This window comes from Streptomyces sp. NPDC023541 (assembly GCF_055559995.1).
On record NZ_JBVHJO010000013.1, the window covers coordinates 128,087 to 152,160 of the forward strand.

Consider the following 24,074-nt stretch of genomic DNA (forward strand, 5'->3'; position numbering starts at 1 on the left):
CGCATGAACCCCCATCTCGCGCCGGTCGCCGTCCCCGACCCGACCCTCCTGCCGCACGTACAACAGCTGTGCGACCTGACCGACCCCTATGCCCACGGGCCCGCGGTGGACGAGCTGTTCGCCGCCGCCATGGCGGAGACCAACGCCTGGCACAGCGAACGCTCCCCCTTCTTCCGCTCCCTGTACGAGGCCACTCCCCCGGCGGAGCCGTACCGTACGCCGCTCGTCCACGCGAACTTCTTCAAGCGCCACGAGGTGCTCTCCGTCCCGCGTGAGGACGTCGAGCTGCACCTGACCTCCTCCGGCACCACCGGCCAGAAGTCGCAGATGTTCTTCGACCACTGGACCATCCGCTCCGCGCAGCGCATGGTCGCCCGGATCTTCGAGCGCAACGGCTGGATCACCCCGGACCAGGAGGTCAACTACCTCCTCTACAGCTACGAGCCGGCCCCGTCCCTGAACCTGGGCACCGCCTTCACCGACAACTACCTGTGTGATTTCGCCCCGGCGCGCAGTGTCGAGTACGCGCTGCGCAACACCGGCGGCGACCACGAGTTCGACCCCTTCGGCTGCGTCGCCGCGCTGCGCCGCTTCGAACGGGAGGACGCCCCGGTCCGCATCCTCGGCTTCCCCGCCTTCCTCTTCTTCACCCTGGAGCGGATGCGGGCCATGGGGATGGCGCCGCTGCGCCTGCCCGAGGGCTCGCTGGTCGTCCTCGGCGGCGGCTGGAAGGGCCACGCGGACCGGCGCATCGAGAAGGAGGAGCTCTACGCACGCGTCACCGAGCAGCTCGGCATCCCGGGTGAGCGGATCCGGGACACCTTCGGGTCGGTGGAGCACTGCATCCCGTACATCGAGTGCGACCACCACCGGCTGCACGCCCCCGTCTGGTCGCGGGTGACGATCCGCTCCACCCGGACCCTTGAGCCCCTGCCGTACGGGGAGCGCGGCTATCTGCACCTCGTGTCGCCGTACATCACCTCGGTGCCGGCGCAGAGCGTGGTCATGGGCGACCTCGCCTCGCTCCGGCCGGGCGAGGCCTGCGGGTGCGAGCTGGAGACCCCCTGGTTCACCGTCCACGGCCGTGCCGGGGTGAGCCGCAACCGGAGCTGCGCCGTGGCCGCGGCGGAACTGATGAAGGGAATGGCGTGACCATGAGCGTGCACCACCACTACTGGCAGGGTTCCTTCATCGGCGACGAGGAAGCCGGGCGACGCCTCGCGGAGCTGCCGGCCGCCGTCGAGGCCGCGCTGGCGACGGACCTGGAGACCGAGACCGTCCTGGCCGCCTGCGACGCCCTCGCCGGTGCGCTGTGCGACCCGGCCCACCCCGTACACGGCCGGCTCGCCGCGCACCTTCCGGAGGGCGAGGACCCGGCGGTGCTGGCCGAGCTCGGCACCCTCCTCGGCCGGCGCGAGCTGACCCACAAGCTGCGCCGGGAGCTGGGCGGCGCGGCTCCGGGCCGGCTGAACAGGGCCGATCCGCGCGAAACGGTCTACGAGGCGTGGGCGCCGGTCGGCCTGGTCGCCCACATCGCCCCGGGCAACGCGGCGACGGTGGCACCGCTGAGCATCGTCGAGGGCCTGCTCGCGGGCAACGTCAACATCCTCAGGACGAGCAGCGCCGACACCCTGCTCACCCAGCACCTGATGGCCGAGCTGGCGGCCCTGGACCCCAGTGGTGCGCTGGCCGCGCGAATCGTCGTCCTGCGGTTCCCGTCGTCCCGGCAGGAGTGGCTGCGCCTGATGTGCGCGCCCGCGGACGCCGTCGCCGTGTGGGGCGGGGAAGGCGCCGTGGAGGGCGTGGCCGCCCATGTGCCGGCCGGCTGTCGGCTGGTGGAGTGGGGGCACCGGATCTCCTTCGCGTACCTGACGCGTGACGCCTGGTCGGATGCCGTGACGCTGGGGGCGCTCGCGGACGACGTGTGCCTGCACGAGCAGCAGGCCTGTTCCAGCCCCCAGGTGGTGTACCTCGACACCGAGGACGAGGCTGAGGTGTTCGGTTTCGCCGAGCGGTTCGCCACCGTGCTCGCGGCCCGGCCGCCGGCGGTGGGCGCCGTGTCCGCGCTCGGCCCGGATCCGGCACAGGAGGCGGAGCTGACGACCACCGAGCTGGTGGCCCGGCTGGAGGAACACCTCGGTCTCACCCGGGTGTTCACCGCGCTCGACGGGTCGTGGCGGGTCATGGCCGACACCCGGTCCCCGCTCACGGCCTCGCCGCTGCACCGCAGCGTCTGGGTCAAGCCGCTGCCGCGGAAGCGGATGATCGCCACCCTGCGCCCGATGCGCCGCTACCTGCAGACGGCGGGCCTGGCGGGCAGCCGGACCGACATCGCCGAGCTGTCGCGCACGGCGCTGGCCGCCGGCGTCACCCGTGTGACGCCCGTCGGGGCCATGCTGGAGAGCTACGCGGGTGAGCCGCACGACGGCGTGTACGCCCTCCAGCGCTACAGCCGCCGCGTCGCGGTCCAGGCCGACCCCGCGCTCTTCGCCACCACCGCCTGCCTGGACGACCTGGCCAGGCCCGTGGTCCTGCCGCCGCCCGCGGGCCCGTTGCTGGGCAAGGAGGACGTGCAGGAGCCGGGCCGCCGGGTGGCGCGCGCCGATGCCGAGCTGTACTTCCGCAGTGGCGGCAGCACCGGCGCGCCCGCGCTGTCGGTCTTCAGCTACGACGACTACGACACGCAGATGCACGCCGCCGCCCGCGGCCTGCTCGCGGCCGGCTACGACCCGGTCGGGGACCGCACGGCCAACCTGTTCTACTGCGGCGCCATGTACGGCAGCTTCATCAGCTTCTTCTCCGTACTGGAACGGCTCGGCGGGGTGCAGCTGCCGCTGTCGGCCGGCCCCGATCACCGGGCCACGGCTCAGGCGCTGATCGACCACGGGGCGGACACCCTGTTCGGGATGCCCTCCTACCTGTGGCAGCTGCTGCATGCGGAGGCGGATGCCCTGCGTGCGTACGGCGGGCTGCGCAAGGTGTTCTACGGCGGCGAGCACTTCACGGCGGAGCAGCAGCGGACGCTGAAGGACACCTTCGGCATCGAGGTGATCCGCTCGATCACCTACGGCAGCACGGACCTCGGCCCGTTGGGCTACCAGTGCACGGAGAGTTCCGGCGGCGTCCACCACCTGCACGCCGACCTGCACACCATGGAGGTCCTGGACCTGGCGGAGGACCGGCCGGTGGCGCCGGGCGAGACGGGCCGGCTGGTCTTCACCACGCACGCCCGGCGCGGCCAGGACCTGGGCCGGTACGTGATCGGCGACCTCGGCAGGGAGGTCCCGGGCCGCTGTCCGTGCGGCCGGCACGCGCCCCGCTTCGAACTGCGGGGCCGCACGGGTGACGTGATGCGGGTAGCGACGTACTTCCTCAACCACCGGCGGTTCCTGGACCTGGCCGGGAAACCCGGGGGGCACCGGGGCGAGCTGCAGATCCGGCTCGACGCCACGGACGCGCGCGAGCGGCTGACCGTACGGGTGGAACGCGGCGCGGCGACGGATCCGGAGCGGCTGCGGGACGTCTTCCTGGCGGGCTACCCGGAGCTGCGGTCGGCGGTGGCGGAGCGGCTGCTGGACCTGGTGGTGGAGGCCGTCGACGGCGCCTCGCTGGACCGCAGCCCGACCAGCGGCAAGCTCCTCGCGGTGGTGGACGCCCGCCGATAGCGGTACGTCGTAGGGCGCCCGGCCGGCGGTCCCCGGCCTTCCGGGCCGCCCGCCGGTGCCGGGGCGGGTCGTTTCACCAGCCCCGGCTGCCGGGCTCCCCCTTGAAGGGGCCGGTGATCTCGTGCGTGATCCACCCGCCGTAGAAGCCGCCCTGCTGGGCCCGCACCGGCTCTCCGTCCACCGTGCAGGCCTCCACCCGGTCGGCGCGGAAGGCGAGATGGCCGGCGATCGGCGCGTAGGCCGGGCGAGGCGTCTCGTAGCTCCACGCGATGTCGGGCACGGGCGGGAGGCCGGGCTCCGGACCGAGGGTCCAGTAGGTGGCCGTGCCCTTCCACTCGCACACGCTCCGGTTCGCCGAGGCGCGGAGGAGGTCCGTGCGCACATCGGCCCGCGGAACGTAGAAGACCGGCGGATGGCTGGTCTCCAGCACGCGCAGGCAGTGGCGGGAGTCGGCCAGGACCACGCCCGCGTGCCGCACCAGCACGTGCCGTGCGTCGGGCTCGATCCGGGGCGGGCGCGGATAGTCCCACACCGATTCGGTCCTGGGCGGTTCCGCGTCGTGCGTGCTCATGGGGCCTCCCGTGGGTGCGGTCCTCGTCCGGCGGGCGGAGCCGCCACGTCGCCTCCGACGCGGACAAGGAAGACCTCGTCGGGGAAGCACCAGGCCCAGTCCTCGTCCGCTGCGAGCGACACGGCGACCGGGTGCCCGCTCTCCACATGGTGACCGTAGGCGTGGCGGCCCCTGGAGCTGTCGCAGCATCCGACGTACCCGCAGGTCACGCATTGGCGCAGCCTCACCCGGGGCAGCCCGCGCACCAGGCACCCCTGGCACGCGGCGGGCGATGCGGCCGGGGCCGGCCTCCAGTCCTCCAGGAGGTCGAGATGCGCGCAGGCGCGTCCGTCCGGACGCCCCGCGTCGGGCGCGACCTGCCACTTCTCCGGTCCTCCCATCGGGCCTCCGCTCCGCTGCCGGACCGCGTCCGCCGCTCGCGGACGCCTCGTCTCGCCCCTTCTTCGGCCCGGGCGGGCCGAACGGATGCAGCGCCGAGCGCCATCCGAAGCGCCCGGACTCCCGGGCGTCCGGGAGGGCCCGTAGGGCCCGGTGCCCTTCGACCGCTCCCGCGCGGCCGAGCCCGGCATGCCCGGCCTCGGCGATCGCCGTAGCCTTTGTCCCGTGCGCCACACCACCGCGGCCGCGGCCGTGACGACCGCTCTCTGCGCGGCCGCACTGGCCTGTTCCACGCAGGCCGCTCCACCGCGGGCGCCGGTCGGGCCGCCCGACCCGCCGGCCCGGTTCACCGCACGGGTGACGCCCGTGCCACAGGAGAAGCTGGGCGCCTCCTACCGGGTGGGCTGCCCGGTCCCGCCTGAGCGGCTGCGACTGATCCGGATGAACCACCGGGGCTTCGACGGCCGCACCCACATGGGCGAGATGGTCGTCAACGAGAACGCCGTCCGCCCCGTCCTCCACGTCTTCGAGCGGGCCTTCGAGGCCCGGTTCCCGATCCGCCGTATGCGCGTGATGGCCGAGTACCGCGACGACGCGTCGGCCATGGCCGACGACAACACCTCGGCCTTCAACTGCCGCCCGGTCACCGGCGATCCCCGGCGCCTGTCACAGCACGCGTGGGGCGACGCCGTCGACATCAACCCCGTCGAGAATCCGTACGTCGACATCCGCGGGGTCGTCCACCCGCCGAACGCCCACGCCCACCTGCGACGCTCCCCGGTGCGCCCGGGGCAGATCCACCGGGACGACGCGGTCTCCGCCGCCTTCCGCGAGGTGGGCTGGCAATGGGGCGGCCGCTGGGCCAACCGGGACTACCAGCATTTCTCCGCCAACGGCGAGTGAGCACCGGGCCCGCCGCGCGGGTGACACCGGCGTGTACACGACGGCCACTCCCCCAGCGACCCCTACAGTCACGATTTGAGATGATTCGTCCTGTTTAGGGGATTCGCGTTGCGCCGACTCGCCGTTGCTCTCGCCTGCGTGACCGCCCTCTCCTGCGGCGCCCTCGTCGGCCCGCAGGCCGTATCGGCCCAGACGGCGGCCGCGGCGGGCGCCGACCGGGGCACGAACATCCTGGTCGTGGGCATCGACAGCCGCGCGGGACTCTCGACCGCCGAGAAGAACCGGCTCCACGTGGGCGGGAAAGGGTGCAACTGCACCGACGTCATGATGCTCGTGCACCTGTCGGAGGACGGGCACCGGGCGAGCGTCGTCTCCATCCCGCGCGACTCCTACGTCGAATACGCCGGTACCGCCGCCCCCGCGCGCAGCGGCAAGATCAACGGTGCGTTCGCCCTCGGCGGCGGCCCGCTCACGGTCGCCACCGTCGAGAAGGCCACCGGACTCCACGTCGACCACTACCTGGAGACCGGTTTCACCGGATTCGAGCGGACCGTGAACAACCTCGGCGGCGCGACCGTGTGCACGGACCGGCCGCTGACGGACGAGAACTCCGGCCTGGACATCGGGGCCGGCCGCCACCACACCGACGGCGACCGGACGCTGCGCTACGTCCGGGCCCGGCACGTCAACCTCCGGCCCGGCGACCTGGGCCGCGTCCGCCGACAGCAGCGCGTGCTCAACGACCTGCTGGCCCGCCTCACCGTCGAGGGAGCCCTGGCCAGCCCGCTGCGCACGGCGCGGACCGTCCGCACCCTGCTGAAGACCGTGCGCACCGACGAACGGACGGGCCCGGCCGACCTGATCCGCATCGGCTGGGCGCTCGGCCGGCTGCGCGCGGACCGGACCGAGTTCGCCACGGTACCGATCCGGCTCTTCGACCACCGCGTGCCGGGCGTGGGGTCCACCCTCGTGTGGCACGAGGCCCGGTCCGCCGCGTTGTGGGAGGCCCTGGGCGCGGACCGTCCGATCACCGGCGACACGCGGATCCAGCCCGTCCCCGAGACTCCGGCAGCGACCGACCCCGCGGCCATCGCGGTCCGTGTGGACGACGCCACCGTGGCCGCGGCCCTGAGCCGGAACGGCTTCGTCGTCACCGACACCTCCCCGACCGCGCCGCTCGCGCGACCTGCGGGCCCGCCCGTCATCCGGTACGCCCCGGGCCAGAAGGAGCACGCGGCCACCCTCGCAGCCGCGCTGCCCGGCTCCCGGCTGGAGGCCGTTCCCGGCCACGACGCGCTCTTCGACGTCACCGTCGGCACGGAACCCGTGCCGGTCAAGACGGTCACCTACGACCGCAACATCGCCGACGGCGCTCCCGTGACCGGCGACAGCCTGCGCTGCGCCGAGCCACCGGCAGCCGCGCCGACGGGACGGTCGTGACGCGGGCTCGGGAGAGGGGTGCCGGCCCCGATGTGCGGGGCCGGCGCCCCGGGTGACGGTGGGGTCAAGGAGCACCCCTGCTGCGGGCGGTGCGGCGCCGGCGCGTGAGCGCTCCCCCTTCCGCCCCCGGCCCCAACGGGACGTGCAGGTGACGGTGTTGTCCGTACCGAGGCCCTTCGGTGGGAGGGGCACGCACGGGCACGAGAGGAGCGGCGATGCCCCACCGGGACGATGAGACCCACGTCGTACGGGCCACGCGGGCCCACGGCCGTCCGCGCTCCGGGCGCTCGCCCGGCAGGGTCCGGCCCGGCCGGCCGGGGGCCCTTCTGGCGCTCGCCCTGACCGCCGCCCTCGCCGCGGCCGTCGCCGGCGCCGTCCTGCCCCACGGCCTGCTCCTCGCGGCCGGCCTGATCGCGGCCGCGGTGGCGGTGATCCGCTCGGGCGCGCCCGGCCGGGACCGTGAACGGCTGCCGTGAGACGGGACGGCGGCGGAGGTTCCTGCGGAGACGATCTGGGGATTGTGCGCACAGTGGCGTCGGCCGCCCGCCGACGGGAACGGAAGGCTGACGAGCAGGTGGTCACAGCTCGAACCCGGCGTCCACGGCTCACCGATGGGCATGCTGTGCTCCAGGCCGAGCCGGTGACCCCCGCAGTGGTAGTACGCGATCATCGCCATGAGGTCGATGAACCGCCGGTCGCGGACGCCGGCGGTCATGACGAACTCCGGGCCGTGGCCGTCCTCCTGCGCCGCGGCCCAGCATCCGGCGGTGACGTAGGCCCAGGCGCCGCCGCGCCGGCCGGGCCCCACGACGAGGACCCGTAGGCCGGGGACGACGTCCCGGCGTTCGGGGCCGAGGTCCGGGTCGACGGCCTCGACGGGGTGGCCCTCGAAGTAGGTCCGGACATGGGCCTCGGTGGCGTCGACGGCCGACAGCCTCGCTTCGCTCACCGCGTGATCATCCCAGACACGGGGGCTCCGGGGGTTCCGGCGGCTCCGGGGTGGGTCCCTGAGGTGGGGTCAGGGTGTGTTCGGGGTCGGGTCGGGGGGAACCCCGTCGAAGGGGGCGGAGCGGACGGACAGACTCGGGTAAGTCGATCACCGCCTTCCCGATGGAGTGTTTCCCGTGCGCCGTTCCTCCGCGCTGTTCCTGACCGCCGCCGTGGCCTTCGGGGTCGTCGCCCCCTTGCCGGCCGCGACCGCCGCCACCGCCAGGACCGGTGCCACCAGTGCATCGGGCGGTCTGGACCGGGCGGCGCTGCGCGAGGCGATCGCCATACGCCCGGACGACCACGCCTCAGGTGTCGTGGCCGAGGTGCACAAGAACGGGCAGGCGTGGCGGGGCACTTCCGGGGATGTCGTCACTGGCAAACACATCAGCCCCGACGCACACTTCCGTATCGGCAGCATCACCAAACCCATGGAGGCGGTGATCCTCCTCCAGTTGTCCGCCGAGGGGCGGATAGACCTGGACCAGAGCGTCCAGCACTACCTGCCCGGGCTGCTTGCGGAGGACCGGTTCAAGGAGCCGGTCAGCGTACGGCAGTTGCTCAACCACACCAGCGGCCTGCCCCATGACTTCGAGGGTGCCCCCGGGGCCTCCCCGGACGAGGAGATCGAGCGCCGCCACGACTACCTCACCTTCGACGAGGTGATCCGGCAGACCCTCCGCCCCGAGGGCAGGCCGGCTCCTGGTCCGCATTTCAGCCCCGGCACCCGGCAGGAGTACAACTCCTTCGGCTACCGCGTCGCCGGCAAGCTCATCGAGGAGATCACCGGGAACCCGTACCAGGACGAGGTGACCACCCGCATCCTGAAGCCGCTGAAGATGTCGCAGACCAGGCCCGTCGCGCCGGGGCGCAGCAGGCCCGTGCCCCGGCCGTACCTGCCCGGCTACCTGTCGCAGGGCGACGGCACCCCCGTGGACGTGAACGTGCAGGGCGGGCTTCCCGCCAGCATGACGTCCACCACGGGCGACCTGGACCGCTTCATCTCCGGCCTGTTCGACGGCCGTCTGCTGCGTCCGGCACAGGCCGCCGAGCTGTTCACCGTGCCGAAGGGGGTCGACGGCAAGCCGCTCCCGTACGCCGACGGCTCCAACTGCAACACCGGCCCCGGCAGGGGCACCGCCTGCTACAGCGTCGGCCTCATGTACGTGCCGCTGCCCGACGGCACGGTCCTGTGGGGCAAGACGGGCTCCGATCCGGGCTACCGCAGCGGCGTCTTCGCGTCCCGCGACCTCAGCCGTCGCGCGGTGTACTCGACGGGGAGCTCGGGCGCTCCCGTCGACGGAGCCCCGCCGGTGTCCCTGCGGCTGTCACGCGCCGCCTTCGGCAACTGACGGGTCGGGGGATGGGCGCTTCCACCACGGGGAGGGCCCACCGCACCCCCAACCCGACTGCTGTGCCGGACCGTTCGCGTCTCACGCCTGGCTCTCCCGACCTGAGACACCACGCAAAGAGCCCCGCAACAGCACGAACGCCTCCCCGTTCTCATAAGAAAGTACCTGCCGACTGGTTTTCTTTCAGGTCACCCGATTACATTGACGGCACACCCCAGCGGACACCGTGCCGAAAGCGACCCGGGAGGACGACCCACGTGGCGAGGGCCAGACAGGAACGGGCCGAGATCACCCGCCAGGCCATCCTCGACGGTGCGGCCATCGCGTTCGACGACTCCGGGTTCGAGGGCACGAGCCTCAGCGAGGTCGTCAAGCACGCCGGAGTCACCAAGGGAGCGCTCTACTTTCACTTCCCGTCCAAGCAGGCACTCGCCCGTACGCTGATGGACGAACAGTTCCAGGTCTCGGAGCACCTTCCGGCGATCGAGAACCCGGGGCTGCAGACCGTCATCGACCTGACCCACCAGATGGCCCACGGGTTGCGCACCAACGTCCGCATCCGTGCCGGCATCCGCCTGGTCATCGAGTTCGGTTCCTTCACCAGCCCGGACCCCACCCCCTACGACGTCTGGATCGACACCTGCCGCCGCTGTCTGACACCGGCCCAGCGGGTCGGTGACATCCACCCCACGCTCGACGTCAACGCGCTCTCGGCCCTCTTGGTCGGCGCGTTCACGGGTATCCAGGTCACCTCGCACGTCCGCACCCGCCGTCAGGACCTCCACACCCGCGTCACGGACTTGTGGAACTTCCTCCTGCCCACCATCGTCCCCGCGAGCCGAATCACCCGGTTCCACCCCACGGGCACACCCCGGTCGCACGGCTCCCCCACCGACTGACCGCGCCACACCGCAGCGCACCGCACCGCACCGCACCGCACCAGGACGGCCTCGCACACGCCGTGGCGAACCACGGGGGTGCCCGCCACGGCGTGCCCGAGACCGCCCTGCCGGAATCCACCACCGGCTCGTCCTACTGGGGCGACCGACCGACGGCGGGGCGCGGGCCGGCGCCGCGGGCGAGGGCGAGGATGGCGTCGGCCGTTTCGCCGAGGCTCGCGAAGAGGCGGTGCACGCCCTCCACCGCGACGGGGGCGTTGCCCCCCATACCGTCGACGACGACCTGCGGGACGGGAAGGCCTGGCGGCACCGTCGAACGCCGCGTACACGCCCGCACACGTCCTCGTCCTCGTCCTCGTCCTCCAGCTCGTGCAGCAATGCCGGGCACTCCGCGGGGTCGCGATCCGGGGCGACCTCGGCGAAGGTCTCCACCGGCCTGGTGTGCAGCGCCACCCGGTGGACCTCATCGGGACTCAGCCCATGGCGCCACGCCCACTCCGCCCACCTCCCGCGCTGGTTGTCCACGGCCTCGATCAACGTACCGTCGACGTCGAACAGGACGAACTTCTCACAACGGTTCGCGGAACAACCCGTCAGGCCCTTGCGGGCGTTTCGACGTGCGCGACCGGCCGTCATCGGCGACCGTGGGGACCCGCCCAGGCGCCGGCCCCCGATCCCCGACCCACCGAGGAGACACCCGTGAACTGGACCATCGAAGTCGTCCCCGTCCCCGTCACCGACATGGACCGCGCGAAGGAGTTCTACGCCGGGAAGATCGGCTTCAACGTCGATCTCGACGACGAGGTCGCCCCCGGCGTACGCATCATCCAGCTGACCCCTCCCGGCTCCCGCTGCTCCGTCGGCCTGCTCCAGGGGATGCCCACGCCGCCCGACGCGAAGGTCATGGCCCCGGGCACCCTGCACGGGCTGCAGATGTGCGTGACCGACATCGAAGCCGCCCACGCGACCCTCACCGAGCGTGGGGTGGCCGTCTCCCCCGTCCGCCATGTCGGCGCTTCGGGCTGGGAGGAGGGCAAGGGCGGCACCTGGAACTCCTTCCTCACCTTCAGCGACCCCGACGGCAACGGCTGGGTCGTCCAGGAGGCTCCCTCCGACCTCAGCGAACGCTGACCCGCGCGCTACGCCACTTCGTTCGTACGCCCACCGGGACGGCTCCCGCGGGAGTCGATGTCGTCCATCAAGGCGAGCATCCGGGCGTTGACCCGGTCGGGGTGGTCGATCTGCGGTCCGTGGCCGGTGGCGGCGACGATTTCGGCGCGGGTGCCGGGGACGAGGCGCGGTACGCGCTCCACTTGGCGCTGCGGGTGCACGAGCAGGCTCCCGCTTGCCCATGACCGGACGGAACGGCGTCCGGGTGGACGCCGGTTCCGCGTCCGACATCGGCAGCGGCAGCGGCAGCGGGGCGTCGGATCCGGGAGGCCCCTACGCCGGCCTGGATCACGGCGCGCGCGGAGTTCGGGGACGACGATCACCGGCTGTTCCAGCCACTCATGTCGCCCTTGGCGATTCGTTCGTGCGCCTGCGCGGCACCGAAGAGGCAAGCTCAGTCCCTCTGCGATGGGGCCTGGACAGCGGGACGCCCATGCTTACCGACGGATCCCTCCGCGCTGTCGCCATGCTGCGCTCGGTACCCGAGCGGGAGACGATCGACTACGGCCGCAGCAGACGAAGGCCGCCTGCTGGCGAGCCGGACGACCGCGGTCAGATGCGGGAGCGAACGCCCCGTCCCCGCGCATCGGAGCGTGCCGGCCCCGGCTCGGACGGATCGGTCGTGCCGCACCTGCCCCTCGGCCGGCCGCAGCCGCGGTCTGCGCGCGTATCTGCCTCGCTGGTCCTGGGGCGCCCGGTTCGGGGTGGGTGCTGATGGCGACGATCGCGCGGTGCGGGCAGAGCGTACCCGCAATGGCGATCGAACGTGATTGCTATGGTCCGCACGTGCCCCTTACTGACCTCAGCAACGGCTTCCATGATGTCGAGCAGCGGCGGCGCGTCCAGAGGGTCATTCATGATCGCCTCGCAGACGACCGTGAACCGCGGGAATGCCGCTTCCTCATGCGGTTCTGGTGGCAGCTGGCCATGCCGTACCAAGAAGTGTCGATGGAGGAACTCAGACTGAACGTCGGCGAGTCGAAGCTCGCCGTGATCGAGGCGCTGATCAGCGCCATCAGGTCGTCTCATGCCGACATCGACGACTGGATCAGCACGACGCAGAAATCCCTCCCAGTGATCCAGGATCGCGGCTTCACGTCCGCTCAGGACAAGGACAGTTGACGCGATCGGAGGTTTGCCAGCGGCGAGCGGCCGGTGACGGAGGCGACCGCTCCGCAAGCCCTGACCGCCGGACGCCCGGCCGCGAAGGGGTCAGGCCGGCGGGGCGGGGTCGATGGTGAACACCTCGCCAGCGCCGGTCATCTCCAGCAGACGCATCACCTGGGGGGACGGGGCGGCCAGGCGCAGGCGGTGACCGGCCTCCTCGGCATGGCGACGCGCACCGAGAAGGGCGTTGAGGCCGGAAGAGTCGCAGAAGGACATGGCGGTCAGGTCCACCACCACATCGACGGCACCGGGGGCGGCCGCGATTGCCTCGTTCAGTTCCATGCGAAGCGCTGGGGCCCGATCGATGTCCATCTCCCCCCGCACACGGACCACGACCGGTCCCGGCCCTACCTCTTCCTCGTGACGCTCCACGTGTTCGATCCTTCCGGAACCCTGATCTCTGACTCAGCCGGCCCAGACCGTACCCGGGCAGACGCGGGGACCACCGTTGCCGCCCTCACGCCGCCGGCTACCGATGCCGGGGTGCGACTCTAGGGATTCTCGGTTCCGATCGGAGCGCTCCGGCTCGACGTCGCTTGCGGGCCGACTACCCCTATCGGTGGATTGCGGGGCTCAGACGGCCCGGTCAGGGCAGCCTGGACGTCACGGATCGGCTCGTCCGGCGGGGTACGCCGTCGGGCCGCGGCCCCGCGTCCCGTGCGTTGTACTGCGCGACCGGCTCGGCAACGTTGACCGGCAACGCGGCACGGCACGGCGCGGAGCACCATGGCGGTCCCCCCGACTTGCCGGATCCGACACCGGCAGCTGATCCACCTCATCGAAACAACCCCCGAGCCTCTGCCCGTTCTCCCCCGCCCCAGCATTGAGGGCCACACCTGGGACATTCCCTCTGGGACATTGCCTGGGCACGGCGCAGCTCCGATTCGTACGCCGACCTCGGCGTCGGCCGGGCGCGACCGTGAGCGCGGGTCGTACCGGCGGACCGCGGTCAGCAGTGGTCCGCCGGCACACCCTGAACTCCGCGACTGGCCGTAGGGGTCGTAGGGCGCAGAAGCCGGGCCAGGCTCGGGGTCGGGTTCCGCGGCAGCGGTCAGGCGAGAAAGCGTCAGATGGGGCGGACCTGCTGCGCCTGGGGACCCTTGGGCCCCTGGCCAGTGGTGAACTCCACCCGCTGGTTCTCCTCAAGCGACCGGAACCCGGACGCATCGATCTCGGAGAAATGCACGAACACGTCCGGAGTGCCGTCATCCGGCGAAATGAACCCGAACCCCTTCTCCGCGTTGAACCACTTCACAGTCCCCTGAGCCATGACACACCTTCCCGATCCACCCCGCCCGCGAACTCCGCGGCCGGCAGCAACCCGATACTCCCCCACCCCTTACAGGCGAAACACCACTCAGGAGTGAACGAGACGACCGGGCACGGTCCCTGCCGGGTCCACCCAGCGTGAGCGCCAGACCCTCTGGAACCGACCCCCGACCGGCGTGGGACAGTCACACAGCACATCGATGATCTGGGAGCCATCAGCATGAGGAGCCTGCCGACTGACGCCGGCCTCGCCGAGTCCATCGCCACGGGGCCTGAAGATCTGGACGAAGCCGTCCGCGCCTTCGACAACAGATGTGGGCACGGGCCGGCCGGTGGGCGAAGGTCCCAAGGGCCGGTCTCGGGCGCCTCGTGAGCATCGGTCAGAGCACGGCGCCGGCCATGCGCAGGAACGCCCGTTCAGTCGATGACGGCGGTGGCTTCGATCTCGACCAGGTGCTCGGGGACGTCCAGGGCCGCCACGCCCAGGAGCGAGGCCGGCGGGACCGGTGCGGTCCCCAGTTTTGCGGCCGCCCGCGCGATTCCCTCCATCAGCAGGGGCATCTTGTCGGGGGTCCAGTCGACGACGTAGACGTTCAGCTTCGCCACGTCGTCGAAGGTGGCGCCGGCGGCAGCGAGGGCGGTGGAGACGTTCAGGTAGCACTGCTCGACCTGAGCGGCGAGGTCGCCTTCGCCGACGGTGACACCGCCGGCGTCCCAGGCGACCTGCCCGGCGATGAAGACCAGCTTCGACCCGGTCGCGATCGACACCTGCCGGTACGCGTCGCTCTGCGGCAATCCGCTGGGGTTCACCAGGGTGACGGTCATGATGTGCCTCCATGCGCGATGAGCTCCCGTGCGCTCGCTTCCATCGAGCCCGCGCGGGTTCACTCTCTTGTGGTTACTCAGAAACCGTAGGAGAGTGGCTGCTGACATGGAAGAACGCACTTTTCAGTGACTGGGGAACCTTATGGTGACCAAGCAGTACACAGGCTCGCCGGACGAAGCGGACCTGCGGCGGGCGGACTCCCTGGGACGGGAGATCTTCTCGGACGTCGCCAACAAGTGGGCGCTCCTGATCATCGAGACCCTGGGGGACGGCACCCTGCGCTTCGGCGAGCTGCGGGATCAGGTCGAGGGCATCAGCCACAAGATGCTCACCCAGAACCTGCGCATGCTGGAGCGCTACGGCCTGGTCGAGCGGACGGTGCACCCCGTCGTGCCGCCACGGGTCGAGTACGCCCTCACTGAGCCGGGCCAGGCCCTGCGGGTGACGATCGACGGGCTGTGCGACTGGACCCACCGCTACATCGGGCACATCGAGGCCTCCCGGCAGCGCTTCGACGCCTGACGGATGCGGCATGCGTACGCGTAGCCATGTCCTGCCCCCTCGCGTTGGGGGCCTACGAGGCCGATGCTCGGAGGTCCGGACGAAGGCGGCGGGAAGACCTGGTGGAATCGGGCCGTGGCAGGCGGGCCCGGCCACCGGCGAGGATCCTCGTCGTGACCACTGACCGCAACCTCGCTCCCCTGCGCTCAACGCGCTCAGCGCCCGTGGTGTTCGGCGCAGGAGCGGCCATCGGCGTACTGGGTGGGATGATCGGGCTGGGCGGCGCGGAGTTCCGCCTGCCGCTGCTCATCGGCCTCTTCGGGTTCGCCGCACTCTCGGCCGTCATCCTGAACAAGGCGATGAGCCTGGTCGTGGTCCTCGTTGCGCTGCCCGCCCGGCTGATGGCGGTCCCGGCCGCCGAGTTGGCCGCGCGCTGGCCCGTCGCGGTCAATCTGCTCGCCGGCAGCCTGCTCGGAGCGTGGGCCGGAGCGAGCTGGGCAGTGCGCATGCGCACCACGACTCTCTACAAGGTGCTGGCGGGGCTGATGGCGCTCATGGCCGGCGCGCTGGTGGTCACCCACACCACCACCCTGGGCACCCGCCCACTGCCGCTGTGGGCCCAGGTGCCGATCGGGGTCATCGTCGGGTTCGGCATCGGGGTCGTCGCCGCGATCATGGGCGTCGCGGGCGGCGAACTGCTCATCCCGACGATCGTGCTGCTGTTCGGCGAGGACATCAAAACCGCCGGAAGCCTCTCCCTGCTGGTCTCCCTCCCGACCATGCTCGTCGCCTTCGCCCGCTACAGCCGCGACGGCAGCTTCGCCGTCCTCGGCGCCAGCCTCCGCTTCACCGCGACCATGGCCGGCGGATCCATCGCCGGCGCACTGCTGGGCGGACTGCTGCTCGGTGTCTTCCCCGACGCCGTGCTCATTCCTGCGCTGGCCGTGATCCTGCTCGTCTCCGCACTCAAGCTCGCCCGCCACGACTGACCCGGTCCGTACCGGGCCATGCGCCCAGGCTGCTGCCCTCGGTGTAGCCGGTCCCCGAACGGCCTGGAACTCCACCTTGCAGACAACGGCGTCAGCGGCGGTCCCGGCGCCACTCGTAGCGCCACGCCGCTTCGAGGTAGTGCTCCTCTTCCAGGGAACCGCGCTGCGGCGGCCCGAGATGGCGTGCGGCTTCCACGCACCGTTCGTCGTTGTGGAGGGCGAGCCCCTGGACGGCGGCGAGCTGGACGAGGCGGTCCGAGTCGTCCAGCCCAGCGGCCATGGCGTCTGCGAGGACAGGATCGTGATCCCTTTGCTCGGCAACCGTACGGCAGGCGCTCTTCCGTACCACTGCGTCCGGATCGGCGATCAGCTGGGGCAATGCCCTGCGGGCGTCGCCGGAAAAGGCCGGCGGCGACAGCCAGGCGCTGAGCCCCCGCGCCACCGCACGCCGTACTCGGGCACCGGGATGGCCGGCGTACGGCAGAAGGGCCGCCTCCGCGCGGGGGTCGATGTGTTCTCCGAGAGCGACCAGCACCTCGATGAGGACGTCGGGGTCCGTCTCCTCGGCCGACCAGTCGGTGAAGATGTCCAGGGCAGGATCCGCGAGGGGGTCCTCATCACGGTCGTCGAACAGATGGGTCAGCCGTAGCACCTCGGCTCCGAACAGTCGGTGCAGCGGGTCCCGATGCGTCCGCAACGCCGCGGCAGCCGTCCAGAGGACGGTGCTGCCTCTGCGTCTCAACCGCGCCGGCCAGCCGGCCGCGGCCGGTCGCCCGTGCGCGCGTACGGTCCTTCGATGACCGTCGTCCTGTGACGGAGACGGTGGTGGCAGTCCTCCGCAAGCCCCAGGAAGGCCTGGCCCACGGCCTCAGCTGCTCCTGCACCGCTGACGTCACGGAGGCCAGGCGGTGGCGGGTCCGCGGGGGACGGGCGCGGGAACAGGCGGCGCGTGAAGACAGCGCCGCCTGCCCGGTCGGTTCCTGTCCGACTCAGTCGTCGTCGGGGGCCGGACGGACCTTCACCGTTGTGGTGGTCTTGACCGACTTCTTGACGACCTTGCCGTGGTGGTCCTTGGTGATCTTGGTGATCGTCTTGACCACGACGACCTTGACCCGCCCGTCACTCAGGGTGCGTTGACTGATCGTGAGCTTGGTCGTCACCACTGTCTTGGTGCGGGCCTCGTGGGCCGGGCGTTCGTGGGTCGTCTGTGCGGCCGTCACCTGCGGCGCTGCGGGGGCGGCGAGGGCGGTGGAGGGAAGCAGGGCTCCGCCGGCGGCGAGGGCTCCGCAGGCGCCGAGGAGGGCGAGGCGCTGGGTCAAGGTCGTACGGGTCATGGGATGTCTCCTTGAGTGGGGATGGCGGGGGGCCATCGGTCCGGGCTGTCCGGTGGGCCCGTGCCGGGCCCGTGTCTCCATTGGGCCTGAGAGCCCTGTGACGGGTCATGTCCCTGAACCTCGGGACTTGACGTCCTCCGCCCGCTGTGCAAACCCGCCCGAACATCGCGTGCGGAGCCGTGGGACCGTCACTGACCTGCTCGTTCACCGATGCCGCAGGCCCCTCTGCAGGGCGGGCCACGATGTCCGGCCCGCCTTTCGCGTGCATGGAACGGTCTGGCGGGGAAGGTGCTCGGGGACCCGTACACCCGAGAAGGGACGGACATCATGGCGCGACCGAGGATCGTCGTCGTCGGCGCGGGCTTCGCCGGCGTCGCCTGCGTACGCCGCCTGGAGCGGACGCTGTCACCCGGGGAGGCGGAGATCCTGTTGGTCACTCCGTTCTCCTACCAGCTCTATCTGCCCCTGCTGCCGCAGGTGGCCTCCGGGGTGCTCACCCCCCAGTCCGTGGCGGTGTCGCTGCGCCGCAGCCGCCGTCACCGCACCCGGATCGTGCCCGGCGGGGCCGTGGGCGTCGACACCCGGGCCAAGGTCTGCGTCATCCGGAAGATCACCGGGGAGCTGGTGGACCAGCCCTACGACCACCTGGTGCTCGCGCCGGGAAGCGTGACCCGCACCTTCGACATCCCGGGCCTGGCGGAGCACGGCCGCGGCATGAAGACGCTGGCCGAGGCGGCGCACCTGCGCGACCACGTGATCGCCCAGCTCGACCTGGCCGACGCCGCCGCACCGGGCTCGCCGGAACGCGCTTCACGACTCGGCTTCGTCGTGGTGGGCGGCGGTTACGCGGGCACCGAGACGGCCGCCTCCCTGGAGCGGCTCACCACGAACGCCGTCGCCCGCTACCCCCGGCTGGAACGGCGCGAGATCACCTGGCACCTCGTGGACGTGGCCCCCAAGCTGATGCCCGAGCTCGGCGACCGGCTGGGCCTGGCCGCCCTCGACGTGCTGCGCCGCCGTGGCATCCAGGTCTCGCTCGGCGTCTCGGTCGCCAAGGCGGGCCCCGAAGACGTCACCCTCACCGACGGCCGCGTGCTGCCCTGCCGCACCCTCATCTGGACCGCCGGAGTCGCCGCGAGCCCGCTCATCGCCACCCTGGGCGCCGAGACGGCGAAGAGCGGCCGGCTCGTCGTCACTCCGGACCTGCGGGTGCCCGGCGCGGACGGCGCGTTCGCACTCGGGGACGCGGCCGCCGTGCCCGACCTCGCCGGCGGCGGCGACGGTGCGGTGTGCCCGCCGACCGCGCAGCACGCCGAGCGCCAGGGCAGGGTCGCCGCCGACAACGTCATCGCAGCGCTGCGGGGCACGCCGCTGCGTCGTTACGTCCACAAGGACCTCGGCCTGGTGGTGGACCTCGGCGGCCGCGACGGCGTCTCCCGGCCGCTCGGCATCGGCCTGCGCGGCATGCCCGCCCAGGCCGTGGCCCGCGGCTACCACTGGGCGGCGCTGCGCACCGGTGCCGCGAAGACCCGGGTGATGACGAACTGGCTCCTGAACGCCGTGGCCGGCGACGACTTCGTCCGGACCGGCTTCCAGACGTACAAGCCGGGGACGCTGCGCGACTTCGAGTACACGGACCAGTACCTCACCCCGGAGGAGGTACGGGCCCGCACGGCGGCCGCCGGAGGCTGACGGCCGGCGCGGGCGAGATCGCCATCAGCAGGAGCCCGCCCCCTGCGCACACACCCCTCGTCGGAGCTCCGACCCGGCCACTCGCCCACTCCCGTGCCGGGGCCACCGGCATCGTTTCGGTATCGTCACCGCGCCCGTGCCCCATCAGGGGTGACGGGCGCAAGACGTGTACGACAGGACAGTGCCCGTGAACGCGAACCCCGACTCGATAGCCGAAAGCCCCGACAGCAGGATGCTGTTGATCCCTGCGGGCGACCCCGGGTTCTCGCTCGGTGTGGCGCTGTGGGACGACGCGGACGACGTGTACCGGTCGTTCGTCCGATCCGCCCTGTCAGAGGGCTGGGAGAAGCGCGTCTTCAGGGCGGCTGTCGCCGGGCGGTCCGAGAAGGGCCTGCACTTGCCCGTCGTGGTGCAACTCGTGCCCCGCCCGGACAACGACCACAACCCCAAGGCGATCAGCGTGGCCGCACCCGCGCCCCTGGCCGGTACGGCTCATGAGCGGCACATGGGCTACATGTACGACCGGAACCTGGTGTCGCTCGGTGGGCCTCTGCGAGGTCTCGCATCCGTCGCGGACCGCCCGGTGGGCTGTCACGCGCTCGTCGAGCTACTGGAGGCCGACGATCGCTGGGACGAGGACGAGGACGAGGAGGAGGCGGGGGAGGAGCAGTCCGGCGACTGCCTCCGCATCCCGGGTGCGACGCGGCGGTACACGGCGACGGGTTCCCTGCGTCTGCGGCTGCCGTGGTGGGAGGACCTCCAGACCATGGTGGTCGAGTACGCGCGGAGGGCCCGACCCGGCCTGGTCATGCCGTTCATCGGCCACTGGACGTCTTACCGGCCGGGCGCCCACGCCGAACTTCTGCGGCGGACCGACCGGAAGGAGTTCCCCGTGACCCTGCGGGTCGCGAACGGCGCGCTCCTCGCCTACTACGAGGACCTGGAGCTGTCCGTGCTCATGCCCTCCGGCCGGGACTTCTTCGCACGGACCATGCGCCAGGTCCAGGCAATGGGCGGCACGGCCACGGCCCGTGCCGAGGAACACCGGGGAGCGCTGAAGGTGCTCGTGGAAGACAGCCAGGGCGTGCTGTGAAGAAGCACCACAGCATCCGTGGCGGGCCCTCGGGCCCCGGTCCGAGCCCAGCCCGAGCCCAGCCCGAGCCCAGCCCGAGCCCGGCCGGCAGCACACCCGGCCGAGGGCATGGGGCCGCGCCGGAGTGAGTACGGCCGGAGAGGGCACACGAGGAGCGCACCGTACCGCCCACTTCGGAGGCTTCCCCATGTCCTGTGTGTCCAGCCTGGTCGCTGTCCGTCTTGAGACGGAGGAGGGGGCTGTGCCGCTCTTCGTCCGGTTCTCGTATTCCGCTGACAATCCCTACGCGGTACAGGCGGACTTCTTCGACGGTCTGGCCGTCCTGGCTTCCTGGCAGTTCGACCGGCAGATGCTGGCCGAGGGGGTACGTCGGCCGGTGGGTGAAGGAGACGTCACCTTCCGCCCCCACAGGGGGCCGGGCGGCGCCGAAATCCGTATCGGCCTGCGCAATCATGCTGATGGCCGAGAAGGACATGCTGTGCTCTGTGCGGATGTCGGCGCGCTGAAAGCGTTCCTGGACCGGAGTTACGCCGTGGTGGGCGATGGAGAGGAGTTCCTCGATCTCGACAAGCTCCTTGAGGAGTTCCTGGCCCGCTGAGGTCCAACACATCGGATGCAGAAGCAGAGGAGTAGCGGTGATGGCGGAGGACCCGTGGAGCTTTGGGCCGTCGTGCGGTCAGCTGGCCGCCCTCGACCTGACCGGATGGCAGGTGGAGGCCGTTGACGGCCACATCGGCGAAGTGGACGAGCATTCCGACGAGACGGGCGACGCGTTCCTGGTGGTGGACGCGGGAGGATGGATCTTCGGGAAGCTGCTGATTCCGGCGGGCGCGGTGACGCGGATCGACCGTGCCGGGCGCACGCTCCACCTGAGCCTGAGCAGGGGGCAGGTGGAGGACGCGCCTCAGTTCCTGCCGGACCAGCACCGTGGCGACCGGGAGTACCGGGAGGACATCGTGGACTACTACTGGAAGGCCGGCCCCTGCTAGGGAGTGTCGTCAAAGTGGCGTCGGCCGCCCGCCGGCCAGGCGGGACTTTGACGACACGACCTAAGCTTGCCGTTTAACGTCCGGCGGCCAGCACCAGCTGCCTGGGAATCCGCGTAACCGTCACTGTCGCTCGGCAGCGAGCGTCAGGTCATGGATCACGAAGTGGAGTTGCACGTCGTCCATCGACTCCGCCCACAGTCCCTCGGCGTCGAGCACGGAGGCCGCGACCATCCGAGCCTCAGCGACGAGTTCGGGGTCGTACGTGAAGCCTGGCCAAGGGAGGACGGGGTAGTCGTTCTCCTTGCCGAACTGCCGCACCCTGTCCATGTCGCCCAGGGCGGCGTGCGGGAGTGACTCGTTCGCCCAGGACCACAGCCAGGTCTGCCGGGCAACACTGACGCTGCCGATCACAGTGAGTCGGCCTGTGAGGAAGACCTTGCCGTCGCGCGACCACGTGATCTGCGCGTCGTCCATCGACCAGTCGTATTGCACGTCTCCGGACAGGCCGAAACGCTCGACCATCAGTGCCTGGCGCGAGCGGGCACGCTCCCGAGCCGCGAGCACGACCGCCTCCCAGCCGGAGTGGTCATGCTTCGAGCGGTCGTCCACGTTGCCTCCTCGTGCAGAACTGTCGGCAAGATCCTGCCACCCCGACCTGTGGCCAGGACTACCGGGCCTGGACTTGCCAGTGTCCGGATGGACCACGTGTCGCTCATCCTGACCGTCGGGGCTTGGTTCCCTTCTGGTGATGCGCGGGCCGGGCGTATGCCTCACCCGTGGCTAGGACTCTGCCGACATCGTGGCGGGGTGCTGGGTGGCGGTTCTTCGACCCCGGCGGCCTGCCGGGGCCGGGGCGGGCCGGTTTCGGTGCACCGGCTGGGGTGCCGGTTTTCGCGTGTAGGTTCCTGAACCCGCGACGGACCCGAGCAGAGGTGAGTCTGTTCGGTTCAGCCAGCCGCTCCCACGGCCGACGCAGATCCCGCGCGAGCGGACGGGCGAGGCGAAGCTGAGCGTGCGCGGCCAGGACAAGCCATGTCCAGCGGTCGGCGGCCTGCGAGTCCCGCAGTTTGGGCCGGGTCCAGCCGAGGGTCTGCTTGAGCAGTCGGAAGGTGTGTTCCACGTCGAACCGGCGAAGGAGCGCCTGCCAGCAGCGGTCGACGTCCTGAGGATCGGCGACGGTGCCCGACCACCACAGCCAGACGGGCTTGTTCACACCGCCGCTGGGCAGCTTCTCGACCGACAGGCGGATCACGGTGCCCTCGATGATCGGCAGCGGCCCTTCATGATCGCCCCATGCCGCCCGGCGGGTGAGCCGGGGATGCAGCCGGTCCCACGCTTGCGCCGTCGCCGTCCCATACCTGTCGGTGTCCGTGACGGTGACCGCGTCTGGATCACCCCACGTCTCGGGCCGGCCGAAGACGAACTCGCCGCCATGCTTGGGCGGGCGGCCGCCCTGCGGCGGGCAGATCCACGGCACCGGAACGGGCTTACGCATCACCCGGTCCGAGCGGAGCCGGCCCAGACCCTCCACGGGCAGGTCGGCCAGGAGGTGGGCGATGCGGGGCCCGTCGTAGCCCGCGTCCAGCACGACCAAGACCTTTGGGTCCCCGTCGCGCCACTGGCCGGCGTCCACGACACGTTGGACGACGTCACGGACTTGGTCGGCGGTGACCGCGGCCAGGTCGGCTCCGGGCTCCAGCCGGATCGCGTCCAGCAGTGCGGTCCACGAGGTCCGGCCGGTCTCAAGCGCGGCGACGATCGAGTACGGCCAGCCAGGCACCATCTGGTGCTTGCCCAAACCCGGCCGAAGGTATGACAGAAGGAGCGGTCCGAGGAGGTGTCGGCGTCCGGACGCGACCAAGGGGAGACGTCTACCGCCAGCACCCGCCGACCGTCGCCGGCTCGGGGAAGCGGGACACTGGTCAGTGCCCGCCGCAGCCGGGCGACGTCGATCCGACCATGGTTGATCCCGGAGTACAAGGCCCCGTGCCCGCGCCAATGCTCGGGAGCGAGAGCCAGGTCCACGAGGGTGTGGACCGGACCGTCGGTACACAACAGCGCGTCGCACAGCTCGAACAGGGCGTCGCTCCGCGCGGTCAGGCACGCGTATAACTCCGACCGGAACTCCACCAGCACCGTGAACGCGTCTCGTTGAACCTCATGCTCGACCAGTCCCACGATCCCGGCCGCCGTGCTGCGTTGTCGCTCAGCACAGGATCGGCCCGCGGCCCCTCACATATCTGGTGAACTGGGGAAACACCGAACAAGTTCGAGCCCCGTTCGACGGCCGACCTTAAACGGCAAGCTAAGGCCGTGGGGCGAAACGACGCCGATCCGCTCCGGGGGACGGAGCGGATCGGTAGGCGTCAGCCGTGGGCCAGGCCTGAGCTTTCGTCAGATGCGGCCGCCCATGAGCTTGGTGAGCGGGCCGACCTGGGGCTTGGCCGTCGAACGGCCGACGGCGAACGCCGCGCCGGCGACGCCGACGAGGCCTGCGGCCGCACCGGCAGCGATCGCCTTCCTGTTCTTGACGACCGTCCACGCGGCCGTGGCCGCGGTGGCTGCCTTGGCGGCGTTCGCCGTCACGGCCTTCTGGCCCGTCTGCAGGCCGCTGGCGACGGCGCGGCCGGCGTTCTTCGTGGCTTCACCCGCGGACTGCAGGCCCGCCGTCGCCGTCTCCTTGGCCTCGCGGGCAGAAGTTGCGGTGTCGCTTGCCGCTGTGGCGGCCTGCGACTGGGCCCGTTTGGCGGTCGACGCGGCACGCTTGGCGGGCGGCTTGCCGGAGGTGGTACCGGCAGAGGTCTTGGCACTTCCGTTCGATTCAGTCATGACATTCCTTCTTGCCTGTT

The 24,074-nt window shown here is 71.4% G+C and carries 26 protein-coding genes and 1 pseudogene; 14 read left to right on the plus strand and 13 right to left on the minus strand.

Features of this window, described 5'->3' with window-relative positions; translation table 11 throughout:
- Positions 1–3: 3 nt before the first annotated feature.
- Together ACZ3X1_RS28085 and ACZ3X1_RS28090 are read left to right on the plus strand one after the other, a co-directional pair.
- Entirely contained in the window at positions 4–1,152 is a 1,149-nt protein-coding gene (locus ACZ3X1_RS28085; RefSeq protein WP_390078395.1) for a LuxE/PaaK family acyltransferase, read from the plus strand.
- Positions 1,153–1,154: 2 nt separating this feature from the next.
- Positions 1,155–3,665 carry an acyl-CoA reductase gene (locus tag ACZ3X1_RS28090; protein WP_467281441.1) on the plus strand — a complete coding sequence of 837 codons (2,511 nt, stop codon included), beginning with the start codon at positions 1,155–1,157 and terminating at the stop codon, positions 3,663–3,665.
- A 73-nt stretch (positions 3,666–3,738) separates the two neighbouring features.
- On the opposite strand, the gene ACZ3X1_RS28095 is transcribed toward ACZ3X1_RS28090, so the two are convergent.
- Positions 3,739–4,236, minus strand: a complete 498-nt coding sequence (locus ACZ3X1_RS28095) for a DUF427 domain-containing protein (RefSeq protein WP_390078198.1) — start codon at positions 4,234–4,236, stop codon at positions 3,739–3,741.
- Positions 4,233–4,805: a UBP-type zinc finger domain-containing protein gene (locus tag ACZ3X1_RS28100; protein ID WP_467281406.1), complete on the minus strand. Its 573-nt coding sequence runs from the start codon at positions 4,803–4,805 to the stop codon at positions 4,233–4,235. The genes ACZ3X1_RS28095 and ACZ3X1_RS28100 overlap by 4 nt, the downstream gene beginning before the upstream one ends.
- A gap of 34 nt (positions 4,806–4,839) precedes the next feature.
- Here ACZ3X1_RS28100 and ACZ3X1_RS28105 point away from each other — a divergent pair, with 34 nt between their 5' ends.
- Complete coding sequence (locus tag ACZ3X1_RS28105; RefSeq protein WP_390078201.1) at positions 4,840–5,517, plus strand: M15 family metallopeptidase; 678 nt, start codon at positions 4,840–4,842, stop codon at positions 5,515–5,517.
- Positions 5,518–5,655: 138 nt separating this feature from the next.
- Positions 5,656–6,957 carry an LCP family protein gene (locus ACZ3X1_RS28110; RefSeq protein ID WP_467281407.1) on the plus strand — a complete coding sequence of 434 codons (1,302 nt, stop codon included), beginning with the start codon at positions 5,656–5,658 and terminating at the stop codon, positions 6,955–6,957.
- A 64-nt stretch (positions 6,958–7,021) separates the two neighbouring features.
- Here ACZ3X1_RS28110 and ACZ3X1_RS28115 read toward each other — a convergent pair whose 3' ends face one another.
- Positions 7,022–7,906 carry a hypothetical protein gene (locus ACZ3X1_RS28115; RefSeq protein ID WP_467281408.1) on the minus strand — a complete coding sequence of 295 codons (885 nt, stop codon included), beginning with the start codon at positions 7,904–7,906 and terminating at the stop codon, positions 7,022–7,024.
- 175 nt (positions 7,907–8,081) lie between these two features.
- Here ACZ3X1_RS28115 and ACZ3X1_RS28120 point away from each other — a divergent pair, with 175 nt between their 5' ends.
- Positions 8,082–9,296 carry a serine hydrolase domain-containing protein gene (locus tag ACZ3X1_RS28120; RefSeq protein ID WP_467281409.1) on the plus strand — a complete coding sequence of 405 codons (1,215 nt, stop codon included), beginning with the start codon at positions 8,082–8,084 and terminating at the stop codon, positions 9,294–9,296.
- Positions 9,297–9,553: 257 nt separating this feature from the next.
- Positions 9,554–10,195, plus strand: coding sequence for a ScbR family autoregulator-binding transcription factor (locus tag ACZ3X1_RS28125; protein WP_467281410.1), 642 nt, complete (start codon positions 9,554–9,556; stop codon positions 10,193–10,195).
- 133 nt (positions 10,196–10,328) lie between these two features.
- On the opposite strand, the gene ACZ3X1_RS28130 is transcribed toward ACZ3X1_RS28125, so the two are convergent.
- On the minus strand, positions 10,329–10,505 hold the full coding sequence (locus ACZ3X1_RS28130) for a hypothetical protein (protein ID WP_467281411.1): 177 nt from the start codon (positions 10,503–10,505) through the stop codon (positions 10,329–10,331).
- 389 nt (positions 10,506–10,894) lie between these two features.
- Between ACZ3X1_RS28130 and ACZ3X1_RS28135 the strand changes: the two genes are divergently transcribed.
- Entirely contained in the window at positions 10,895–11,326 is a 432-nt protein-coding gene (locus ACZ3X1_RS28135) for a VOC family protein (RefSeq protein ID WP_467281412.1), read from the plus strand.
- Positions 11,327–11,334: 8 nt separating this feature from the next.
- Here the strand turns inward: ACZ3X1_RS28135 and ACZ3X1_RS28140 are convergent, their stop codons facing one another.
- The gene (locus ACZ3X1_RS28140; RefSeq protein WP_467281413.1) at positions 11,335–11,526 is read right to left on the minus strand and encodes an alpha/beta fold hydrolase; all 192 of its coding nucleotides are present in this window, start codon (positions 11,524–11,526) and stop codon (positions 11,335–11,337) included.
- A 553-nt stretch (positions 11,527–12,079) separates the two neighbouring features.
- Between ACZ3X1_RS28140 and ACZ3X1_RS28145 the strand changes: the two genes are divergently transcribed.
- Positions 12,080–12,487, plus strand: coding sequence for a hypothetical protein (locus ACZ3X1_RS28145; protein WP_467281414.1), 408 nt, complete (start codon positions 12,080–12,082; stop codon positions 12,485–12,487).
- 90 nt (positions 12,488–12,577) lie between these two features.
- On the opposite strand, the gene ACZ3X1_RS28150 is transcribed toward ACZ3X1_RS28145, so the two are convergent.
- From ACZ3X1_RS28150 to ACZ3X1_RS28160, 3 genes are all read right to left on the minus strand, one after another.
- Positions 12,578–12,904, minus strand: a complete 327-nt coding sequence (locus ACZ3X1_RS28150; protein ID WP_362633505.1) for an STAS domain-containing protein — start codon at positions 12,902–12,904, stop codon at positions 12,578–12,580.
- A gap of 694 nt (positions 12,905–13,598) precedes the next feature.
- A complete protein-coding gene (locus ACZ3X1_RS28155) occupies positions 13,599–13,802 on the minus strand; it encodes a cold-shock protein (protein WP_030832902.1) in 204 nt (67 codons plus the stop codon).
- 416 nt (positions 13,803–14,218) lie between these two features.
- Entirely contained in the window at positions 14,219–14,626 is a 408-nt protein-coding gene (locus ACZ3X1_RS28160; protein WP_467281415.1) for a RidA family protein, read from the minus strand.
- Positions 14,627–14,768: 142 nt separating this feature from the next.
- On the opposite strand from ACZ3X1_RS28160, the gene ACZ3X1_RS28165 reads away from it, so the two are divergent.
- The gene (locus ACZ3X1_RS28165; RefSeq protein ID WP_390078219.1) at positions 14,769–15,149 is read left to right on the plus strand and encodes a winged helix-turn-helix transcriptional regulator; all 381 of its coding nucleotides are present in this window, start codon (positions 14,769–14,771) and stop codon (positions 15,147–15,149) included.
- Between the two features lie 152 nt (positions 15,150–15,301).
- Positions 15,302–16,117, plus strand: coding sequence for a sulfite exporter TauE/SafE family protein (locus tag ACZ3X1_RS28170; RefSeq protein ID WP_467281416.1), 816 nt, complete (start codon positions 15,302–15,304; stop codon positions 16,115–16,117).
- 91 nt (positions 16,118–16,208) lie between these two features.
- On the opposite strand, the gene ACZ3X1_RS28175 is transcribed toward ACZ3X1_RS28170, so the two are convergent.
- Both ACZ3X1_RS28175 and ACZ3X1_RS28180 read right to left on the minus strand, forming a co-directional pair.
- Positions 16,209–16,769, minus strand: a complete 561-nt coding sequence (locus ACZ3X1_RS28175; RefSeq protein ID WP_467281417.1) for a hypothetical protein — start codon at positions 16,767–16,769, stop codon at positions 16,209–16,211.
- Between the two features lie 337 nt (positions 16,770–17,106).
- Positions 17,107–17,451 carry a hypothetical protein gene (locus ACZ3X1_RS28180; RefSeq protein WP_362633500.1) on the minus strand — a complete coding sequence of 115 codons (345 nt, stop codon included), beginning with the start codon at positions 17,449–17,451 and terminating at the stop codon, positions 17,107–17,109.
- Positions 17,452–17,778: 327 nt separating this feature from the next.
- On the opposite strand from ACZ3X1_RS28180, the gene ACZ3X1_RS28185 reads away from it, so the two are divergent.
- The 4 genes from ACZ3X1_RS28185 (at position 17,779) to ACZ3X1_RS28200 (ending at position 21,225) form a co-directional block, all read left to right on the plus strand.
- Positions 17,779–19,143 (plus strand): NAD(P)/FAD-dependent oxidoreductase, encoded by a 1,365-nt coding sequence (locus ACZ3X1_RS28185; RefSeq protein WP_390078225.1) that lies wholly within the window; start codon positions 17,779–17,781, stop codon positions 19,141–19,143.
- A 187-nt stretch (positions 19,144–19,330) separates the two neighbouring features.
- Positions 19,331–20,236: a hypothetical protein gene (locus ACZ3X1_RS28190; RefSeq protein WP_467281418.1), complete on the plus strand. Its 906-nt coding sequence runs from the start codon at positions 19,331–19,333 to the stop codon at positions 20,234–20,236.
- A gap of 241 nt (positions 20,237–20,477) precedes the next feature.
- Positions 20,478–20,834: an SsgA family sporulation/cell division regulator gene (locus ACZ3X1_RS28195; RefSeq protein WP_467281419.1), complete on the plus strand. Its 357-nt coding sequence runs from the start codon at positions 20,478–20,480 to the stop codon at positions 20,832–20,834.
- Between the two features lie 40 nt (positions 20,835–20,874).
- Positions 20,875–21,225 carry a PRC-barrel domain containing protein gene (locus ACZ3X1_RS28200; protein ID WP_467281420.1) on the plus strand — a complete coding sequence of 117 codons (351 nt, stop codon included), beginning with the start codon at positions 20,875–20,877 and terminating at the stop codon, positions 21,223–21,225.
- A gap of 120 nt (positions 21,226–21,345) precedes the next feature.
- Here the strand turns inward: ACZ3X1_RS28200 and ACZ3X1_RS28205 are convergent, their stop codons facing one another.
- The 3 genes and pseudogenes from ACZ3X1_RS28205 to ACZ3X1_RS28215 form a co-directional block, all read right to left on the minus strand.
- Positions 21,346–21,834, minus strand: a complete 489-nt coding sequence (locus ACZ3X1_RS28205; protein ID WP_467281421.1) for a DUF6882 domain-containing protein — start codon at positions 21,832–21,834, stop codon at positions 21,346–21,348.
- Positions 21,835–21,937: 103 nt separating this feature from the next.
- Positions 21,938–23,403 (minus strand): annotated as a pseudogene (locus tag ACZ3X1_RS28210) (NF041680 family putative transposase).
- 216 nt (positions 23,404–23,619) lie between these two features.
- Positions 23,620–24,054, minus strand: coding sequence for a hypothetical protein (locus ACZ3X1_RS28215; protein ID WP_467281422.1), 435 nt, complete (start codon positions 24,052–24,054; stop codon positions 23,620–23,622).
- Positions 24,055–24,074: the final 20 nt, after the last annotated feature.

Excerpts from the sequence above, each read along its gene's own strand:
- ACZ3X1_RS28155 (WP_030832902.1), bottom strand. The coding sequence starts at position 13,802 with ATGGCTCAGGGGACTGTGAAGTGGTTCAACGCGGAGAAGGGGTTCGGG.
- ACZ3X1_RS28145 (WP_467281414.1), top strand. The coding sequence starts at position 12,080 with ATGGCGACGATCGCGCGGTGCGGGCAGAGCGTACCCGCAATGGCGATC.
- ACZ3X1_RS28095 (WP_390078198.1), bottom strand. The coding sequence starts at position 4,236 with ATGAGCACGCACGACGCGGAACCGCCCAGGACCGAATCGGTGTGGGAC.
- ACZ3X1_RS28160 (WP_467281415.1), bottom strand. The coding sequence starts at position 14,626 with ATGACCGTCACCCTGGTGAACCCCAGCGGATTGCCGCAGAGCGACGCG.
- ACZ3X1_RS28165 (WP_390078219.1), top strand. The coding sequence starts at position 14,769 with ATGGTGACCAAGCAGTACACAGGCTCGCCGGACGAAGCGGACCTGCGG.
- ACZ3X1_RS28215 (WP_467281422.1), bottom strand. The coding sequence starts at position 24,054 with ATGACTGAATCGAACGGAAGTGCCAAGACCTCTGCCGGTACCACCTCC.
- ACZ3X1_RS28090 (WP_467281441.1), top strand. The coding sequence starts at position 1,155 with ATGAGCGTGCACCACCACTACTGGCAGGGTTCCTTCATCGGCGACGAG.
- ACZ3X1_RS28185 (WP_390078225.1), top strand. The coding sequence starts at position 17,779 with ATGGCGCGACCGAGGATCGTCGTCGTCGGCGCGGGCTTCGCCGGCGTC.
- ACZ3X1_RS28085 (WP_390078395.1), top strand. The coding sequence starts at position 4 with ATGAACCCCCATCTCGCGCCGGTCGCCGTCCCCGACCCGACCCTCCTG.
- ACZ3X1_RS28180 (WP_362633500.1), bottom strand. The coding sequence starts at position 17,451 with ATGACCCGTACGACCTTGACCCAGCGCCTCGCCCTCCTCGGCGCCTGC.
- ACZ3X1_RS28100 (WP_467281406.1), bottom strand. The coding sequence starts at position 4,805 with ATGCCGGGCTCGGCCGCGCGGGAGCGGTCGAAGGGCACCGGGCCCTAC.
- ACZ3X1_RS28200 (WP_467281420.1), top strand. The coding sequence starts at position 20,875 with ATGGCGGAGGACCCGTGGAGCTTTGGGCCGTCGTGCGGTCAGCTGGCC.